This is a genomic window from Bacillus sp. CCNWLW194, from assembly GCF_037120585.1.
Classification (GTDB): Bacteria; Bacillota; Bacilli; order Bacillales; family Bacillaceae_G; genus Bacillus_A; species Bacillus_A basilensis.
Window position 1 is genome coordinate 1 of record NZ_JBBBBL010000014.1, and the last position, 17,870, is coordinate 17,870.

19 protein-coding genes and 2 pseudogenes are annotated in these 17,870 nt (G+C 35.6%); 5 read left to right on the forward strand and 16 right to left on the reverse strand.

Features of this window, described 5'->3' with window-relative positions; all coding sequences use genetic code 11:
- Window positions 1-94 precede the first annotated feature (94 nt).
- From V7S50_RS25540 to V7S50_RS25590, 11 genes are all read right to left on the reverse strand, one after another.
- Window positions 95-1,072, reverse strand: coding sequence for an HD domain-containing protein (locus tag V7S50_RS25540; protein WP_242255540.1), 978 nt, complete (start codon window positions 1,070-1,072; stop codon window positions 95-97).
- A 133-nt stretch (window positions 1,073-1,205) separates the two neighbouring features.
- Window positions 1,206-2,312 (reverse strand): metallophosphoesterase, encoded by a 1,107-nt coding sequence (locus V7S50_RS25545; protein ID WP_242255541.1) that lies wholly within the window; start codon window positions 2,310-2,312, stop codon window positions 1,206-1,208.
- A gap of 133 nt (window positions 2,313-2,445) precedes the next feature.
- Window positions 2,446-2,967 carry an SMI1/KNR4 family protein gene (locus tag V7S50_RS25550; RefSeq protein WP_313897244.1) on the reverse strand — a complete coding sequence of 174 codons (522 nt, stop codon included), beginning with the start codon at window positions 2,965-2,967 and terminating at the stop codon, window positions 2,446-2,448.
- Between the two features lie 124 nt (window positions 2,968-3,091).
- On the reverse strand, window positions 3,092-3,289 hold the full coding sequence (locus V7S50_RS25555) for a hypothetical protein (protein ID WP_242255543.1): 198 nt from the start codon (window positions 3,287-3,289) through the stop codon (window positions 3,092-3,094).
- A 226-nt stretch (window positions 3,290-3,515) separates the two neighbouring features.
- On the reverse strand, window positions 3,516-4,013 hold the full coding sequence (locus tag V7S50_RS25560; RefSeq protein WP_242255545.1) for a barstar family protein: 498 nt from the start codon (window positions 4,011-4,013) through the stop codon (window positions 3,516-3,518).
- A gap of 278 nt (window positions 4,014-4,291) precedes the next feature.
- A complete protein-coding gene (locus V7S50_RS25565) occupies window positions 4,292-5,317 on the reverse strand; it encodes an S-layer homology domain-containing protein (RefSeq protein WP_242255547.1) in 1,026 nt (341 codons plus the stop codon).
- An 89-nt stretch (window positions 5,318-5,406) separates the two neighbouring features.
- Window positions 5,407-5,658 (reverse strand): hypothetical protein, encoded by a 252-nt coding sequence (locus V7S50_RS25570; RefSeq protein ID WP_000435468.1) that lies wholly within the window; start codon window positions 5,656-5,658, stop codon window positions 5,407-5,409.
- 111 nt (window positions 5,659-5,769) lie between these two features.
- Window positions 5,770-7,302 carry a fatty acid--CoA ligase family protein gene (locus V7S50_RS25575; RefSeq protein ID WP_242255550.1) on the reverse strand — a complete coding sequence of 511 codons (1,533 nt, stop codon included), beginning with the start codon at window positions 7,300-7,302 and terminating at the stop codon, window positions 5,770-5,772.
- 161 nt (window positions 7,303-7,463) lie between these two features.
- Window positions 7,464-7,889: a hypothetical protein gene (locus V7S50_RS25580; protein WP_242255552.1), complete on the reverse strand. Its 426-nt coding sequence runs from the start codon at window positions 7,887-7,889 to the stop codon at window positions 7,464-7,466.
- Between the two features lie 253 nt (window positions 7,890-8,142).
- On the reverse strand, window positions 8,143-9,132 hold the full coding sequence (locus V7S50_RS25585; RefSeq protein WP_060629876.1) for a lipoate--protein ligase: 990 nt from the start codon (window positions 9,130-9,132) through the stop codon (window positions 8,143-8,145).
- A gap of 9 nt (window positions 9,133-9,141) precedes the next feature.
- Window positions 9,142-9,876 (reverse strand): MBL fold metallo-hydrolase, encoded by a 735-nt coding sequence (locus tag V7S50_RS25590; RefSeq protein ID WP_242255554.1) that lies wholly within the window; start codon window positions 9,874-9,876, stop codon window positions 9,142-9,144.
- Window positions 9,877-10,056: 180 nt separating this feature from the next.
- Here V7S50_RS25590 and yhfH point away from each other — a divergent pair, with 180 nt between their 5' ends.
- Window positions 10,057-10,185, forward strand: a complete 129-nt coding sequence (gene yhfH / locus V7S50_RS25595) for a protein YhfH (RefSeq protein ID WP_000567010.1) — start codon at window positions 10,057-10,059, stop codon at window positions 10,183-10,185.
- 39 nt (window positions 10,186-10,224) lie between these two features.
- Here the strand turns inward: yhfH and V7S50_RS25600 are convergent, their stop codons facing one another.
- Entirely contained in the window at window positions 10,225-11,238 is a 1,014-nt protein-coding gene (locus V7S50_RS25600) for a LacI family DNA-binding transcriptional regulator (protein WP_000103726.1), read from the reverse strand.
- Window positions 11,239-11,434: 196 nt separating this feature from the next.
- Here V7S50_RS25600 and V7S50_RS25605 point away from each other — a divergent pair, with 196 nt between their 5' ends.
- From V7S50_RS25605 to V7S50_RS25615, 3 genes and pseudogenes are all read left to right on the forward strand, one after another.
- Window positions 11,435-12,376, forward strand: coding sequence for a helix-turn-helix transcriptional regulator (locus V7S50_RS25605; RefSeq protein ID WP_242255556.1), 942 nt, complete (start codon window positions 11,435-11,437; stop codon window positions 12,374-12,376).
- A gap of 84 nt (window positions 12,377-12,460) precedes the next feature.
- The gene (locus V7S50_RS25610) at window positions 12,461-12,961 is read left to right on the forward strand and encodes a DinB family protein (RefSeq protein WP_242255558.1); all 501 of its coding nucleotides are present in this window, start codon (window positions 12,461-12,463) and stop codon (window positions 12,959-12,961) included.
- A gap of 57 nt (window positions 12,962-13,018) precedes the next feature.
- Window positions 13,019-13,099: pseudogene (locus tag V7S50_RS25615) on the forward strand (PH domain-containing protein); the annotation flags it as partial.
- On the opposite strand, the gene V7S50_RS25620 reads toward V7S50_RS25615, so the two are convergent.
- The 3 genes and pseudogenes from V7S50_RS25620 to V7S50_RS25630 form a co-directional block, all read right to left on the reverse strand.
- Window positions 13,092-13,601, reverse strand: a complete 510-nt coding sequence (locus tag V7S50_RS25620) for a GNAT family N-acetyltransferase (protein WP_242255560.1) — start codon at window positions 13,599-13,601, stop codon at window positions 13,092-13,094. The pseudogene V7S50_RS25615 and the gene V7S50_RS25620 overlap by 8 nt on opposite strands.
- A gap of 59 nt (window positions 13,602-13,660) precedes the next feature.
- Window positions 13,661-13,966 carry a DUF2087 domain-containing protein gene (locus tag V7S50_RS25625; RefSeq protein ID WP_242255562.1) on the reverse strand — a complete coding sequence of 102 codons (306 nt, stop codon included), beginning with the start codon at window positions 13,964-13,966 and terminating at the stop codon, window positions 13,661-13,663.
- 21 nt (window positions 13,967-13,987) lie between these two features.
- A pseudogene (locus tag V7S50_RS25630) lies at window positions 13,988-14,201 on the reverse strand (hypothetical protein).
- A 109-nt stretch (window positions 14,202-14,310) separates the two neighbouring features.
- On the opposite strand from V7S50_RS25630, the gene V7S50_RS25635 reads away from it, so the two are divergent.
- The gene (locus V7S50_RS25635) at window positions 14,311-14,742 is read left to right on the forward strand and encodes a PH domain-containing protein (RefSeq protein ID WP_242255563.1); all 432 of its coding nucleotides are present in this window, start codon (window positions 14,311-14,313) and stop codon (window positions 14,740-14,742) included.
- 25 nt (window positions 14,743-14,767) lie between these two features.
- Here V7S50_RS25635 and V7S50_RS25640 read toward each other — a convergent pair whose 3' ends face one another.
- Window positions 14,768-17,707 (reverse strand): YhgE/Pip domain-containing protein, encoded by a 2,940-nt coding sequence (locus tag V7S50_RS25640; protein ID WP_242255565.1) that lies wholly within the window; start codon window positions 17,705-17,707, stop codon window positions 14,768-14,770.
- Between the last annotated feature and the right edge of the window lie 163 nt (window positions 17,708-17,870).

A 17,870-nucleotide genomic window follows, 5' to 3' on the forward strand; every position in this document is an offset into this window, starting at 1 on the left:
ACAGAAAAATCCCCTCCATAGTAAACAGGTTAATGTGCTTTCTTTTTCCTGTCTACTATAAGGGGATCATATCATTTGGGGATGCTCTTCTTTTTTAATCTGAAATCACTTTCACATACATCCCTCTCACCGCTTTTTCATAAGCGCTATCACTCATCTGCCTTATGTTTTCTGACACAATAGACGAGTGAATAACTTCACCTGCATGAAGTAAAGGCGGATCAATAAGACGTACTTTATTTTTCTGTTGTAAATCATAATCGTTTCTATCTTCTTTTACTTTTACATTCGGATGAACTTTGCCTAATAAAGCATGTACTTCTGGATCACTACATTGCTTCAATTTTGAAATAAGTTCTTCATCTTCAAGAAGAAAATCATCTGCATGAATAACCCTCTTATAAAGAGCTAACTTTAACGTTTTCGCTAACATATCATTTCCATAAATATTCATTGGTTTCATAAAGAAATCGATTACTTCTTTGTAATACGTTTCTGTAAACCACTCTGCCATTTCGACACTTTGAAGAACCATTTTCCCATCTACAGCAATGACATCCTCTAAAAAACTGTGAACTTCTTCTAAAGAAACATACCCATATGTATACATATCTCGTAACGTATAATCCACTCTGTCTGCGCATAATTCTGGTGCTGACCTTTCGAGTAACGTCCATTTCGAATCATCTAACAAAATATCTTCATAGTTATAACCATACTTTGAAAGGATAGCTGGAATTTCTGAGTTTTTCACGACAGAACTAAATATCTCTTCATGATAACTTTCACCCTCATTATGAAAAACGTAATCAATCACGTGGGAAAAAGCAGTATGTGATACGTCATGCAGTAAACCTGCAATTTGTTCTTCAACTGAACCACCGAGTTTTTTCACTAATAACATAACGCCAACTGAATGATCAAAGCGCGTTACATTCCATTTCTCATTTATTAAGTAGCTTGCGCCATTTTGATGAATACCTTTAAGTCTTTGCACAGACTTACTTAAGATTAATTCTTCTAACACTTGATCCACTTCAAATTCTCCGTATAGTACATCTGATATGATCACTTATAATCCCCCTTTATTTCCGCCACGTCTTATAATCGTACCTCTTTTATGAAATTAGCACCAACAGAGATACTTATTGTTATTTGTTTTTATTGAAAAAAATAGAGAGCCGTCAGCTCTCTATTTTATAATCCTATTCAAACGTAACCTCCACCTGTACAATTTCCGACCTACTTCCAAGTCTTAATGGTGGCCCCCAGAATCCGAAACCAGAAGAAACAATCGCGTGAAATGCACCTTTTTGTGCGTATCCCCAGTCTAGTTCGTACATTCTTCTCGTTACAATATGATTCGGCGCCATTTGTCCGCGGTGCGTGTGACCGGATAATAGTAAATCTACACCAGCATCCGCTGCTTGTTTCAATTCAAATGGTTGGTGATCCATTGCGATAACTGGCATGGATTTATCCACTGTACTCATAAGTTTTTCAAAGCTTTGGCGATCTCGCTCTGTTTTATCTCTTCTTCCAACGAGATGGAAGTCATCTTCAATGGTGATCACTTCATCTAACAAAATACGAATATCGATCTTATCCATCTCTTGTAAAAATTCTGGAACCGCTCGTCCGTAATATTCGTGGTTTCCTAACACACCATATACGCCTAGTGGAGCTGTCATTTCTTTCATAATATGTCTCATATTTTTTTGAATGAACACACCTGGATGATCATCTATAATATCTCCTGGCAGTAAAATAATATCAGGCTCCATTTCATTTACATGACGAACAAGCCTTTTCAAATGCGAAACGCCAGATAATTTACCAAAATGCATATCAGAAGCCATCGCAATGCGTAAGCTTTTACGTCCCTCTACTCTTTTGGGTATGTGCACCTCGTATTTTCTTACTACCGGGCTATATGCGTTGAATACTCCGTACGCAAAGATAAAGATAAAAGCAGCTAACACAGTCGTCCCTGTCCAAATAATTGCCGCTTCTTTCTCCACCCCAAACTGTAAAAGAAAGACTGTAATATTAGCAAGTGGCAACAACATAAGCGCATATTGGATGACCGCAAACCAAATCGAACCAATCGTTCGTAGGAATGGCAAAAACTTAAACACTTGCACGAGAATGTACGCATATGAAATAAAACCGACTACGAAAGCGTAATACCCCCAAGACTCCCAGCCAAATACCGCATGAAGCCAAACCCATCCGTTCCAGCCTATGTAAAGCATAAGTAATGTGTATATAATTAATATAGTAAATATACTGAGATAACGAAGATTCTTCACAACTAGCCTCCTCATTCATTTCTTCTATTATAACTTGTTATGCACTTATAGCGTAAATATTAAGCACAGCGATCTTTACAATAAAAACCATTTCTATATTTTAAGTTCATAAACGACTCCCCGACCATTACATTTACTTATAGTCTATACGCACCGCTTCTTCTAATAACAAATCCAACCATTCTTCCATAGTTCCTATATCTCGTAAAACTTTCTTATTTCTTAAATGTAATTCTAATACTCTATTCTCTTCATTAATAGCATATATTGTGCCCAAATCCATTGAATCTGCAAAGACAAAATATGAATCAGGAATTTTTTTAGAAGCATATAGTTGTTGAAAGTTATACAAATCAAATGGTTGAAAATATTCTTCCTCATTAGAAAGACCACCAATTTTCGGCTGCCCTGCTATACGAACTAAATTTGCCAAAAAGCTTCCGTTCATAAGAGATAGTAGATATTTATATGGCTCCGGAAATACAGTTTCCATCTCATCTTCAAATACTTGAATCTCTTCTTTACTAAGTGGCGGATTCACCACGTTCATCCAATTAACTTTATCTACATTTCCAAATACCCTAGTTCCAGTTCTTACAGTTTTTGTATCTTTTCTATATACAGGTTCCAATTTTTTTATAATAATATTGTGCATAATTTCAACTCTTTTCATACAAACTTAACACTCTAATACATTCAGCTTTCTTTCCATAGTACTATCTCGACATTATACTCATTGTTTAGCAAAGAAAAAGAACTTCGCAATAAAGCACAAAATTCTAAGCTAGCAAATCCCCAAATATATCAATCCATTCCTCTAAAATTCTACCAAAATCATTAATATTATCTTGTTCATCAAAGCCTTTTTCAATTAACTCATCTGCTAAAATGTCTCTCAACTCATGTATTGTTTCAATTTCTAATATACGAAAATCCTTACAATCTACAACCCATACTAGTTCAGGCGCATTTTCCATTAATATTTTTTGCAATAGTTCTTTTGTATCCTGCTTAAAATTGTACAAGTTGATTTTTCCTTTCTATAAATAAAGACGCATCGCTCATAGAAACTCCGCCTTTCGCCTTATAATACGTTTCAACAATTACTAGCTACATTTTAAATATTATCAAGCTGTAATATTTAGAGGGATATTTATAAAAAGCATTGTGAGTACTACCACAATGCTTTTTATAACTGCAAATTTATTTTATAATATCAAATTCAATTATGCCTGTAGACTCAAACCTCTCAATTATATGTTTCTCTTTGTTATCTGTACAACAAAAAAACACATGAACAGGGGTTGGAAAAGTGACTAACTCCCCATATTCCCTACCTTCTACCCACTCCATACACGTATCAGACAATATGTTTATTAACACTTTAAAATTCTCATTGTCATTCACCAACAATTTATCTGTTTCACTAATCAAAATTACATATTGCTTAGATATTAACCAACTTAAATCGTTCATACACTCATCAAAAGCATTCCAGTTACCACCGAAATAATCTGGGAAATTCATTTTCTTTGAGAATTCGCTGAATAACCCACTCATATCCATACATTTACTACCATCAATAGATATTAATTGGCTATTCTCTTCTATATTTAAATGTTTGGAACGATTAAATTCATTTATAAATAGTAAATGTATAAATGGAGGAGTTAACGATTTTATTTTATTATCAATTCGCATGATCTTATCATCCTTTTTTTATGTGGTAATTGAACAAAAATTTCATAGTGATTTTTTGTATAATATATTTTTCCATTTTGACCAATTACAAGCCTTGCTAGACATACGCATCTGTAGAGTATACATATTGACGAGGTACATTTCCACTACCATCCGTCTCATATAACGGATTAATACTATCTTCCACACAATCCTATTAATAATAGAAACATAAAAAAAGCACACAATCCATTCACAAAAGTGAACGTTGTGCGCCTTCATTTCTCATTCTATTTCATTTATTTCCTCAACTTATCCGCCTTCGCAATAAATTGTGCTGCTTCCGCACGGCTTACCGCTTTATCTGGAGCCCAGCCATTATCTGTTCCCACCGAAATCTTTTCTTGGATTAAAATATTGGCATACTTCGCACCCCAATGATTGTTTAAGTCAGCAAATTCTTTTGGTAGTTTTATATTTTCATTTCTTTCTAATTTATATGCATTTACTAACATAGAAGCCATTGATGCACGGTTAATTAACCCGCTTGGATTAAAGTTACCCTTCTCATCACCTTTTACAATACCTGCTTTTTCAACAGCAGCAATGTATGGAGTTGCCCAATGGTTTTGTGCATCAGGGAATGATGGCTTTGCATCTTTATTAATTTCTAACCGTAAAACAGTTGCTAATATTTTTGCAGCTGAACTACGATCGATATTTTCAGTCGGTGCAAATGTACCATCTGGCTTACCGTGCACTGCTTCTTTATCTACTAAATATTGAACTGACTCTTGTGCCCAAGCTGGTACATCTGAGAATTTAGGCTTCTGTTCAATTGCACTCGCATCAATTTCAAACTGTACTTGATATTTATGATCATATTTAATTGCTGGAATTAATATATGCATTTGCATATTATATTTTTTCGAAAACTCATCAATTTCAAATTGAACAACTTTCTTACCGTTATTTGCTTTATCTTCGGAAATTACTTTTACATCATGGAATGTCCCTAATTTTTTTTGGTCTTCTACTCTAAGATACTGGAAATAGCTACTATCTTGAATTGTTAACGTAACGATTTTTTTATCACCTTGAATCGTTACTTTTGCATTTTTTAAATATGTAGAAGCAACAGATGTTTCATTCGTTTGATCTTTATAAGTCTTTAAAATAACGTCATACGTGCCATCTGCTAGTTTGCTAGCTGCTTTTATTTCTACTGCCGCTTCTGCTTTCGCAATTGGTGCCATAATACTACTAAATGGAACTGCTAAAGTTGCCGCTATAACGAATGCATTAATATATTTTTTCTTAATCATTATCAGTATGACATCTCCCTTTATATGAATGTATCCAACATAACTATCATATTGATAATGATTATCAATGTCAAATGAAAATAATACTATTATTTCCTACATAAGTACGCTTTCCGCTCATTTTTAAATAGTAAATAATGCGCCGTATGAACTTTCCGTTCTAAATAATCGATAGAATACGAGCTTGATGGATCAACTAAATCACCTATCGCTCCTGAAAGGTGATCAATGACTTGCTGCAAAATCTCTAAGTTTTTCTTCTCACTTTCAGCATTCATTTCATCCATAATGTCACAAATAAGATACTGCACTCGCCGCAAACGTAATTCCTTTTGTTCCACTTATATCTCCTCCTTATTAGTCATATTACGGTTTAAATATATGGCACCATAGCTTAACCAATGCTAAAAAATAGAAAGGCAACCATCTTCATAAAGATGGTTGCCCTATTTTTAAACTTGCATCGCTTTTTCTCTCAAAGCTCTTCTCAGCAACTTGCCTGTCGTATTCTTCGGCAATTCTGTTAAAAATTCGATACTCATTGGCACTTTATATTTTGCTAAATGTAATGTGCAATAATGCATAAGCTCTTCTTCTGTTACGTTCGTTTGTTTCAGAACGACGTAAGCTCGCACTGCTTCTCCTAAGTTTTCATCAGGAACACCGATTACGACCACTTCTGCTACTGATTCGTGTGTATACAATACTTCCTCCACTTCACGAGGATATACGTTATAACCACCAACTAAAACAATATCCTTTTTACGATCAACAATATAGAAGTAACCTTCTTCATCCATTTTCGCTAAGTCTCCTGTATACAACCAGCCGTCCTTTAATGTCGCAGCTGTATCTTCTGGTGCATTATAGTAACCTTTCATAACGTTAGGTCCGCGAACAATTAATTCACCGACTGCGCCAACAGGTACTTCTTCCCCAAGTTCGTTCACAATTTTATTTTCTACATGCCAAATATTTGTACCGATTGATCCAGGTTTACGCGGACGATCTAGTGGGTTAAAACAAGTAACTGGTGATGCTTCTGATAAACCGTATCCTTCTGAAACAATTACGTCAAAACGTTTTTCAAAGTTTTGTAGAAGAGCAACAGGCATTGACGCACCACCTGAAATACAAAGACGAAGTGTCTTCACATCTTCTGCGCTTGCTTCTTCGAATAAATATAAATAATTGTACATTGTCGGTACACCGGCAAAAATCGTCGGTTCATACGTGCGACAAATACGGAATACTTCTTTCGGACTAAATTTCGGTAACATTAAAATAGTCGCCCCGTTCACAATCGGTGCATTTACTGCGACTGTTAAACAAAATACATGGAACATCGGCAATGCCGCAACGACGCGGTCATCAGCAGTATATTGTAAATACGAAGCCACATCGCTCGCATTACTATATAAATTTTTATGTGTTAACATAGCACCTTTTGGTTTTCCAGTTGTGCCCGAAGTGTATAGAATAACCGCTACATCTTCTTCATCTAGCTCTGGGCCTTCGTAAGTTAAATCTCCAGCCCCTATCATTCTAGTAAACGTTTTCATTTTTTCGGTTTCTGTATGGTTAAAATCTGATGAGGTTTCGCATATGATGATGTTTTCAAGTGAAGGAAGTCTTGTTGTAAGAGATTGTATAACAGGTAGAAGGACGTCGAGTATGATGATTGTTTTTACATCTCCATTTTGTAAAATGTAATGCATTTCGTCTGCTGTATAAATTGGATTAACTGGAATAACAGTTGCTCCAGCTTTCATTGTTCCGTATAAACCGACCAAAAAATGTGGTGAATTCCCAACAACTAATGCGACATTGTCCCCTTTTCCAATGCCCATTTCTGCTAAATTGCTAGAAAACCTTGTGACCATTTTGTTTAATTGGTCATATGAGACCGACTGATCCATAAATATATAAGCCGGTTTATCCCCCTTCTTTTTCGCCGTTTCAGCCAAAGATTGAACGAGATTCACACAAACCCCACCTTTATAAAATTTAGAATATTTAAAAATTCTAAATTAATTATATTAAAAGAAAATTAAAGTGGCAAGTAATATTCTATTAACTGCATATACACAGATCACCTCCTCTTAGTTTACTTTGGAAGGATAAGGGAATTTTATTTGCAAGTAATTTATGAAACTAGACCAAAAATCATTTTAGGATAATATGCACTCATCTTTTCTCTAATTTTAGTAAGTTCCTCTTTATTTAACGTCGTATGCTCTCCAAACAAGTTGATTGCGTCCGCTCCATCTTCATGAAAATACACCGTCACATATAATGTCGGTAACCCTGTATTGTCATCTATTGAAAAGACAACATCTGGTGTTTTATTAACAGTGCTGAATGTTTCATTTCTTTTCCACTTCTTATTTTGAAACATGTCTTGTATTTCCTGTATCTTTCGTCTGCTATCTGTATGCGTAAAATATATAACATTATCTTTCGCTGGTTTTCCAATAGATAAAAGTGTGCGACTTGAGGACGTTTCATCGTTACAGGCTGTCATTACGATGAGGAAGCTGAGCAATAATACAACGTACATTACCCTTTTCATTTCGATCCGCCTCCTTTTTAATATATATATTCCGTTATAAGGGGCAAATGCCCTATGATTTTATGGTAAATGAAATTATATCGGCGATTTTTCGAATATATCGACCGCAACTCGAAATATATCAGCGATTTTCCAAATATATCGGTCGTAACTCGAAACATATCAGCGATTTTTAAAATATATCGACTTACCGACAAAACATGACAATCAACGCAAAAAAAGAGGCTGCCCGTTATGACAGCCTCCCTTATTTTTAGAAGAATAAATGTAAGAAATCTTCTGTTGTGATGTTACCGAAGTAGCGCGCGATATCCACGCCTTCTAAAGCTGCTGTGAATGCATCTTTATCAAATTGTACGCCTGTTAGACGCTCTTCAATGTCATGAACATCTAGTGAACCGAAGAAGTCACCATAAATTTTGCATTCTGTTACTGTTCCTTTTTTCACTTCAAGACGAACGTCAACTTGTCCAACTGGGAAGCGGTGTGAATGTTGTAAGTTGAACTTCGGAGATTTTCCGTAGTTCCAGTCCCAATTACGGTAGCGCTCTTCAGAAAGTTTATGGATTGCTTTCCAATCCTCTTCTGTTAATTCATACGTTGGAATTTCTGTTTCTCCTTCGAAAATTGTTTCTAGAAGAAGTTGTCTAAACTCTTCTGTCGTCATTTTTTCGCTTAAGAACTCTGTAATGTTCGCAACGCGGCTACGGATTGATTTAATTCCTTTTGATTGAATTTTATCCATTTTCACTTTAAGTGCTGATACAACGTGATCGATTTCAGAGTCAAATAGTAACGTACCGTGACTGAACATACGACCTTTCGTTGAGAACTGTGCGTTACCTGAAATTTTTCTACCTTCAGCTAAAATATCGTTACGACCACTTAGTTCTGCATTTACGCCTAATTTACCAAGCGCTTTCGTTACAGGCTCAGTGAATTTTTTGAAGTTGCTGAAACTATCTCCATCATCTTTCGTAATAAAGCTGAAGTTTAAGTTTCCTAAATCGTGATATACTGCGCCTCCGCCTGATAGACGACGAACGACATGAATACCTTTTTCTTTTACGTAATCCGCATTAATTTCTTCTACTGTGTTTTGGTTTTTACCAATGATAATCGAAGGCTCATTAATATAGAACAGTAAATATGTTTCGTTAATATCTAAATTCTTCACACAGTATTCTTCAATCGCTAAGTTTATTCTAGGATCTGTAATTCCTTTATTATCAATAAATAACATCATATCACCTCATGAGTTCCATACGTAGCCACTATGCGCTAGCGTAATATGGCCACTGAAAATTTGTTTTGCTTCTGTTACTAAATCAGATGGGTTGCCTGTATGCGGTAAGTGCGTTAATAAAAGTTCTTTTACATTTGCATCTTTCGCAATACTTGCTACTTCTGTACTATTCATATGCCCTGCTTTTGCAGCCTCTTGATGTGCATACATATTACACTCACAAATGAAAAGATCAGCATCTTTCGTGAATGGAATAAATTCAGGAATATAACTTGAATCAGCGCTATATACTACAGCGTCATTCCCTGCTATAATACGCATCGCAAAGCATGTAACAGGATGAACAGTTTTTAAGAATGAAATCGAGAACGGTCCAACTTGAAGTGTTTCTTCTGGATTGTACGCGATTCCTTTCGTGTGTGGTTCATGCGTTAAAGAGTTGAATCCATTCTCATCAAACGTATGACCGTATATTGGTAGTTCTGGTAGTTGTCCCTTTGTCGCGCTCGTAATTAATCTCGCATATTGCAATACCCCAATGTCTGCAACATGATCGTGATGATAGTGCGACAATACAACTGCATCTATATCAGATGGTGTTATATATTTTTGAATCTGTGCTAGTACACCACTACCACAGTCTACAAGTAAACGAAAACCATCGTGTTCAAACAAATACCCCGACGTTGCTTCTCCCGCTTCTGGAAAGCCGCCCCAAAAGCCGACAACAGTCATTTTCATATGTATCCATCCTTTCTAAAACCGAGTAGGAATGCATGTTTTGCTTACATCCTACATTGTTAACTATAATCCATTTCCTAAACTTTTTCATTAATTTTCAATTTTGTTATAAAACAGTTATTGACTTTTGTTTTTTGTACTAATACAATAATAGTAAGAAATGGAAATGGAGGGATTGACATGATCGATCAACCAATGGAGTTCTTCAGAAATTTACCGACGAAAACTTGTGCGCACTGCGGGAAAGAAATTGATGAGCAGCACGAAGCATACCATAACAAATGTGATGACTGCGTCCACGAAGAATAGTAGTTTGTAAACAGAAAAAAACCTAGCAGACATAGTCTACTAGGCTAATAACATCGTATCCTTCATCGTTGAACCTTTCACCAAGAGCTCCAGTTCAAACTCATACAATTCTTTTTTTCGATAATTTTTCGTATGGATTTTATCCATCATCAGGTCGACAACTTTTCGGGCCATCTCATCGATTGGCTGTTCAATTGTCGTAATGCCTGGCTCTGTAATCTGTGATAAAATTTGATTATCAAAACCGATAACAGCGAGATCATCTGGAATACTCCAGTCATGGCGTTTCGCCTCTGAGATAATTCCAGCTGCTACCTCATCGCCTCCTGCCAAAATCGCGGTAGGATTTTTTTTGTCTTTTAATACTTCATGGAATATTCGTTTTCCATCCTCCCAAGAGAAAGCGTTTTCAAGAAAATCAATCGCTTCTACTTGGCGGCTCTTCTCCGTTATGGCACGTAAAAAGCCCATTTTTCGCTGTTGGCTAACAACTTTGGTTTCGTTACCACGACAAAAAATAAGATTGCGATATCCTTGTTCTAACACATGCTTAGCAGCTATGTACGCTCCTTGTGCATGATCAAACTTCACTGTTGGAACGTTTGCTTCCTCAATATATTCATTACATAACACGATTGGACCGTGCTGTAAGTATGGCTCTACATCTTCCCACGGATTTTCTAGTGAACATAGAATAATCCCATCTACTTGTTTCGTAGATAATAATTGTAAATACTCCATCTCTTTTTCCGGTAAATATCTTGTTTGACAAATAATCAGTTTATATTTATGTTCAGAAGCAGCAATCTCGATTGCTTCAATAAATCTACTGAAGAAAGGATTTGTAATCCTTGGAACTAGCACCGCAATTGTTTCCGTTTTTTGTTTACGAAGCCTTCTCGCCGCAGAATTAGGAACAAAGCCTAAATGCTTCATTGCTAATTGAACCCTTTTTTTCTTCTCATCTGAAACATATGGATGATTATTGATCACCCTAGAAACCGTTGTCCTTGATAACCCCGCTAATTTCGCCACGTCCTCTATAGTCGACACGAAATTCTCCCCCTTTGCATGAAAACGTTTTCTTAAATTGATTATATAGTATATTATTGGAAACTGCAATACGGGTTGTTATGATTTTACTATATTAATATTATACATAGGGAAAAGTATGTTAATGGGAGGGGAATTTATATTAGTTTTAGAAGTTTACAGTGGGCATATTTATAAAAATTGAAGGTGATATTTCATGAATCGGACAGATCGTTTATTAGCTATATTAATTGAATTACAAAGAAAACAAACCGTTACAGCAAAAAGCTTAGCCGAAAAATTTGAAACAAGTATAAGAACTATTTATCGAGATATGGATGCACTTAATGAGTCGGGTGTTCCAATCTATTCAATGACTGGCTACGGTTATTCCTTAATGGATGGCTATTTCTTGCCTCCCATTCAACTTACGCCTGAAGAGGCTGTTACTCTTTTACTAGGCGGTGATTATATCGAGAAAACTTTCACTTCTTCTTTTTCTGTACATGCGCAATCAGCAAAAGAGAAACTTGAGGTTGTACTCCCTGCTGATCAACAAAAGAAAGCCCGGGAATTACGAGGAACTTTTCGTTTTCTTTCTCCTATATTTTCGCAGCAGCAACCTGAACAAGAAAAACTTGAAAACCAACTGATCCTGTTGCAAGAATCTATTCAAAAAGAACAAGCTATCTCCTTTTCTTATCGTAAACCGAGGGAAACTACAAAAATGCAGCGGACCGTTTATCCTTACGGTTTAATCAATATTTCGGGAATTTGGTACATCGTTGCACATTGCTTACTTCGAAAACAAATACGTAATTTTCGTTTAGATCGTATGGAGGAATTACAGCAAGATCAAGAATTCTTTACAAAACCGAAAGACTTTTCTTTACAAAACTACAAACCTGAAAGCAATCGCACTGTTATGATTCATTTATTGTTTCCATCTCATATTGCACATAAGATTATTGAATCCCGCTACTTTTTTATAGATTCATACGAACATAAAGACAATGGCTTTCATGTCTTGTTGAAATCAAGAAACATAGACGAAGTGTTTCAATGGGTATTGAGCTGGGGAAGCCAAGTACAAGTACTTGAGCCAAAAATTCTTTCTGAGAAAATCCGTGATGAAGCAAAAAAAATGTTAAAACTTTAATTTCACTACTGACATAATGTTGTCAGTAGCCCTCCTTTATAGTAGGTATTAACAAATACATTTTCATAAAAAGGAGTTAGTGGTATGAAGAAATTTGAGGAATTAGCAGAGTATTACATAGAAGAATTAGAAAGGTACTCTATAAAACAATTTAGGACGAAGCCGTCTAGCGAAGAATGGTCTCTTGGTCAAATGTATAATCATTTAATTGCCTCTACATATATGCAGTTAGATGCAATCGCGAAATGTAAAACTGAAACACCATCAGCAACTAACAAGAAAACGGATATGGGTGAGAAAGTATATAAACTTGGTGCTTTCCCGGATATACAAATCAAAGTACCAAATCATCCTGGATATACACCTGAAAATCCCTCTAATAAAGAAGAAATACAAAAACGTATTCTAGAATTAATTACAGTTGTTAAAGACATTGAACCAACACTTTCTTCTATTCCAAGTGATTGTAAATTCGAACATCCTGGGCTTGGTTACTTAAATGCAGCAGAATGGTTCCAGCTTATTTCTATGCATTTTGCACATCATTTACATCAGAAAGATCGACTGGAACTTAAGGTTTGCTAAGTGTAAACATTCCACTAAAAAGAGACTGCCAATATTGGCAGTCTCTTCACTAAAATGTTGACTGACTATACCGTTATTTATAAAGTTCCGTATCTAGGCATGTTACTTGCTAGTAATGGAAGACTCTTTTTTAGTCAATAGAAAACCCCATCAATACGTCATCCCCGTATGATCCATCTTCATATTTTATTTGCTTTCTTTGTCTGCCTTCTTCTACAAATCCCATACGTTTGTACACCTTAATCGCCCTATCATTAACAGAAACTACGCCTAAGCAAATTTTCTCTAAACCTTTCTGCTCTTTAGCCCAACGAATAAGAAATTCAATTAGCTTCGTACCAATACCTTGATTACAGTACGCCTCTTTAATTCCCATTCCCATTGTGCCTGCATGTCGTAAGCGTTCTAATTCATATCGATTGAAAATTAAAAAGCCAACCACTTTTTTATCTACTTCATAAACTATATAAAGATTGCCTTTCTCATTACTTTTCCGTATTTTTTCTCTTTCTGCATTACTATCATTTGGTAATTTCTTTGGAGATACTATGAAAAACTTTGTAGTAGTTTCCGATAATATAATTTCTTTTCTAATATTCATAATTGCTTCCGCATCAATCTCTTTTGCTAATCGTATCACTAAATCACCTCGTACCTTTTTCTAAAAACTACAAAGAAGAATAGATAACGTGAAATTCATTATTTTAACTCCTCCCACTTCGCCCACACTTCTCTCCCATTTATATGATACATATTATCCTCGCGATCCATAAACCTATGGACGATAAATTCTCTCCTAATCGTACAAAAATCATCATGATATTGTTTTATGAATGCATTCATTTCTTTTTCCGTATACTGTTTCTCCGCATCTAACTTGCTAACTAAATGCTCTAACAATACTAGCTTTTTCTTCTTTTGACCTGGAATCGATTTTAGACGGTCCTCTTTATCGAAAAAGTTACGGATTGTTGTATCTCTGAATTTCATTTCACTTTCGGTCAATTTGTTATCCTCCATCGTTTTTTATTGTTTGTCCTTACTATTTTTTCTTCATTCTTTCACTTATACCATCTATAAAGCAATATCCACTGATTAGCACATAGTAAAATAAAAGTATCCCTAGTGTATCTTTCATACTTGTAAATTCCTCTTTATGAAATACGATAAGCGAAAGGGTGAAAACGAGAAAGAAGATTAGTGGATATAAGATAAAATAATAAGTAAGATTTCCTTTCATCATATCAGCTACTATGTAATATACTTCTGTTCAAATAGTTGCAATTCCTGTCCTTTTATTTAGCCCTACACATGAAATATGGTAAAATTAAGGAGAAGGAGGGTTGCAAATGACATTTCACTCTAAAATGGATACATTCTTCTTATCTATCATCAGTTTTGCTATTTTCACCACTGGTGCTGTAACAATACTTCCTCTCATATTTGATGATGAAGCTACTACAACAAATGCATACATTCTACTATCTATTTTCTTTCTATCTTCTGGCTTCCTATTATGGTGCTCCTTTTCTATTACATATACATTCTATGAGGATTACTTATTCGTGAAAGGTGGCCCATTTCGAAGTAAGATTCCCTACGGCCATATAACGAATATCTCGAAAACAGATAACATTTTAATTGGATACCGTATTCTCTCTTCAAAAGATTGTTATGAAATTTTTTATACGTCAGGAACTTTAGGAAGTGTAAAAATCTCACCGAAAGATCCTGAAAGGTTCATATCCGAACTACAGAAAAGATGCCCTGCATTACAATAAAAAAGCACCGAATAGGTGCTTTTTTCTACGCTTCAACCGATTGATTTTCAGCAATATTTCTAAATTGTCGTTTGTGCATCCAAGTTAATGAAGCAATTGTTCCAAGTGATAACACAACGATAAAGATCATGAGTATTCCAATGTTTTGCCACATGAAGTTAAAGTCTCCGCTTGATACGACTGCTTTCAATCCTGATACAGAATATGTCATCGGTAGCCAAGCATTAAATGGTTGTAAAAACTTCGGAATCAATTCTAGTGGGAATGTTCCAGCACTCGTTGTAAGCTGAATAATTAATGTGATGATGGCAATGAAACGGCCTGCATCACCAAATGCTGTTACTAAACATTGAATTAGTGCGATAAACGCTAAGCTTGTAACGATGCTAAAGAGTATAAAGTATGGAATACTTTGTACTTCTACACCTAATCCGAATAGTAATATGATATCTGCTACTATCGCTTGAATAATACCGACTGATAGTAAAACGCCGAACTTACTAATAAACCAACTAAATCCTGATTTCGGAACGCCGACTGTATCGCGTAATGGGTATACGATAGATAGTAGTAATGCCCCAACAAATAAACCAAGTGATAAGAAATACGGTGTAAATCCAGTTCCGTAGTTTGGGACTTCCGCCATTTTCTCCGTCTTCACTTTTACTGGGCTTGCAAACATATCATACGTTTTATCCGTTCCTTTTACTTCACCAGTTTTCTCTGCCCCTTCGCCAAGTTTCTCAGCAAGTTCACCTGAACCATCGTTTACTTTTACAAGACCATCTGTTACTTTTCCTGATCCGTCTGCTAGTTTATTTACTCCGTCGATTAGCTGGGTTGAGCCAGTTGATAATGCACCTAAGCCTGTTGTTACTTGACCGGAGCCATTTGCTAACTTGTTTACTCCATCAACTAGTTGACCTGTTCCTCCTGATAATGTACCTAATCCTGTTGTCACTTGGCCCGAACCGTCTGCTAACTTATTTACTCCATCGACTAATTGGTTTGTTCCTCCTGATAATGTGCCTAAACCTGTTGTCACTTGACCCGAACCATTTGTTAGCTGTCCTAAACTACTTGTTACTTTATTAGAACCGTCCGCTAACTTATTCGCTCCCAAGGTTAACTGTTCTGACCCTGTTGATAATTTATTTAATCCGCTATTTATTTTATTGGAACCAGCTGTTAATTCATTTAATCCGTTTATAAGCTTTGGACCATTTTCAGCTAATTTACTTATTCCCCCATCTAACAGCTGACTACCTTCTTCAATTTTTACAGCTCCAGATTGCGCTTCATCTAAACCTTTACCGAATTCCTGGAATTTAGTAACAAAACCGTTCTGTCCATTCGTTAACTTTTCAACACCCACAGCTAATTCTTTTAAAACTTGAGGATTCGGTAATCCCGTTTGTAATCCATTAACGGTTTCACTTACATTCTCTTTTAAATTCGATACTTCAGTTTTTAAATGACCTGTCGTACCTGCTACTCCTGCTGAATTCTTTTGAACAGCAGCAGTGCTATTTGTAGCATTCGTAATAAAAGGCTTTAATTTTTCTTGGTATTCTTCTGGTAAGCTCTTAATCTGTTCTTGTAAAGCCGCTACATCTTGCATTGCTTTATTTGCATTCTCTACATTCGACTGCGCCGCTGAATCTAATTGTTTTATATTATTTTCAGCTCCATTTATCTTGTCATTTGCTTGTTTCAATGAACCTGTTACATTTGGCTTCACATTCAATGATCCAGTTTTAAAACCTTCCAGTTGATTATTTAAATTCTGTAAACCTTGTTGAATATTTTGAGCTCCTTGCTCTAGGTTACCTTGTGCGCTATCCAACGTTTTCATCCCATTTGAAAGGTTAGTAGTACCTTTTTTCAAATCACTAGATCCGAGAGAAACATCCTGTAAACCATTATTAAATGTAATAAATCGGCCAGTTAAATCGTTTAATCCCCCATATAATTTACCTGATCCAATTGAAAGATCATCCACACCTTTTTGTAATTCACCCGTTTTATTTGCAAATGTATTTAAATTATTTGTTAATTGACTTGAACCAGCTGTTAATTTATTTACTCCATTTGTCACTTCACTGGATCCATTTAATAACTTAGCAATGCCTGTTGCCATCTCCCCTGATTTCCCTTGCAACGTATACAAACCAGATGTTATCTGACCGGATCCATCAAACAACTTATTAATACCAACTGTCATTTCCCCTGATTTTCCTTGCAACGTATAAAGGCCATACGTTACTTTCCCAGATCCATCAAATAATTTCCCAACTCCATCCTTCATCTCCCCAGATTTTCCTTGCAGTGTATGAAGGCCATCCGTCACTTTACTTGAACCATCATGCAGCTCACTTGATCCATCGTGCAGTTTACTTGCACCTTCCGCTCCATCTGCTAATCCTTTTGAGACGTCTTGAATAGAATCAAACATTTTCTCTGCATATGTTTTCGTTAACGTACTTGATACTTCACCTTTAATTTTTTCAATTGCTGTCCCGCCAATTTGTGAAGATAAGAAGTTTAAGCTTTCGTTTGGAATATATTCTAAGTTTAATGGCTTTGGATCATCTTTTAATAACGTTGTAGCGTTACTTGAGAAGTCATCTGGAATGCGTACTAACATGTAATACTTTCTACCTTCCATTCCTTTTTTCGCTTCTTTTTCACTTACAAACTCCCATTTAAAACTTGTATTATCTTTTAAATTATCAACGAGTCCTTTTCCGACCTCAATTGGTTTCCCATCAAATACTGCACCTTTATCTAAATTAACTACCGCCACTGGTAAATCATCTAACTGTTTATACGGATCCCAAAAGGCCCACAAAAACATACCCGCATATAAAATCGGTACGAATAGAACCGCGATAATTGGAATTAATATTTTTTTACTTTTTATAATTTCAGTAAACTCTTTACGAAGTAACTGATTCCATTTCATCATTTCTCCCCCTTTATTAAATGACCAAAACGTTCATTTGGTCATTCTTACCCAAACAAAAAGGCTATACTTATTCATACATATGCCTTATCCCCGAATTTATACTATGCAACTGTTCCTTACTATGAAGTGAATATTTCTATTATCCCTCCTAAAATAAATA